Below are 1094 nucleotides of genomic sequence, written 5' to 3'. Positions count from 1 at the left end.
GACGGTGCTGGTCAACGGCACCTTGCTGACCGAGGGCACGCCCGAGCAGATTGCCAACGACCCGCAGGTCAAGGCGGTCTATCTGGGCCATGGCGAGGAGGTGCGCGGCGCCGGGCCGCCCCAAGGCGCGAAAGCCCCCTCGGGGGGCAGCGCAGCGCGCGTTGTGGCAAGCGTGGGGGATAAATCTAATGGCTGAACTTCTTAAGGTCGAGAACCTTCGCGCCGGTTACGGTGAAGCCGTGGTATTGCAGGATGTGTCGCTCAGCCTGGACGAAGGCCAGACGCTGGCCCTGCTGGGGCGCAATGGCACCGGCAAGACCACGCTGATCAACACGCTGGCGGGCGCGACGCGCCAGCATGGCGGCAGCATCACGCTGGGCGGCATTGCGCTGCACAAACTGCCATCGCACGAGCGGGCGGCGGCCGGCATCGGCTGGGTGCCGCAGGAGCGCAACATCTTCAAATCGCTCACGGTGCATGAAAACCTGACGGCGGTGGCGCGTCCCGGCAAGTGGAACCCGGATCGCGTCTACGCGATGTTTCCGCGCCTGGCTGAACGCAAGACCAACCTGGGTACGCAGTTGTCGGGTGGTGAGCAGCAAATGCTGGCCGTCGGCCGCGCCCTGGTGCTCAACCCCAAGCTGCTGCTGCTGGACGAGCCGCTCGAAGGGCTGGCTCCCATCATCGTCGAGGAATTGCTGCGAGCCATTGCCCGCATCACCCGCGACGAAGGGCTGTCGGCCATCATCGTCGAGCAGCATCCGCAGGCCATCCTGGCCATCAGCCACCGCGCCGTGGTGCTTGACCATGGCACGGTGGTGCACAGCGGCGGCGCAGAGGACTTGCGCGAGCAGCCCGAGTTGCTGGATCGTCTGCTGGGCGTGACCAGGGCCGAGCCCCATTGATAAATTTTTTTCCTGGCGCATTCATCCTTAAAGCCGGCAGCTCGACAAGCGGACTGCCGAACTGAAATAAAGGTCAATCATCATGTTTCCAAAAAACACCTGGTACGTTGCCTGCACCCCCCAGGATATCGACGACAAGCCGCTGGGCCGAAAAATCTGCGGCGAGCGCATCGTTTTTTACCGGGGCAT

At 63.9% G+C, this 1094-nt stretch carries 1 protein-coding gene and 2 pseudogenes; all 3 read left to right on the top strand.

What is annotated here, in order from left to right; translation table 11 throughout:
- Positions 1-196, top strand: a pseudogene (locus Q8K05_RS03100) (hypothetical protein); the annotation flags it as partial.
- Entirely contained in the window at positions 189-905 is a 717-nt protein-coding gene (locus Q8K05_RS03095) for an ABC transporter ATP-binding protein (RefSeq protein WP_305245072.1), read from the top strand. The pseudogene Q8K05_RS03100 and the gene Q8K05_RS03095, both read left to right, overlap by 8 nt.
- An 82-nt stretch (positions 906-987) precedes the next feature.
- Positions 988-1094, top strand: a pseudogene (locus tag Q8K05_RS03090) (aromatic ring-hydroxylating dioxygenase subunit alpha); the annotation flags it as partial.

This window comes from Polaromonas sp., from assembly GCF_030682935.1.
Lineage (GTDB): Bacteria > Pseudomonadota > Gammaproteobacteria > Burkholderiales > Burkholderiaceae_C > Polaromonas.
The sequence above is the reverse complement of the archived record's forward strand: the minus strand, read 5'-3'. Positions and strand labels throughout refer to the sequence as shown.

Coding starts and splice junctions, on each gene's coding strand:
- Q8K05_RS03095 (WP_305245072.1), top strand. CDS start 189: ATGGCTGAACTTCTTAAGGTCGAGAACCTTCGCGCCGGTTACGGTGAA.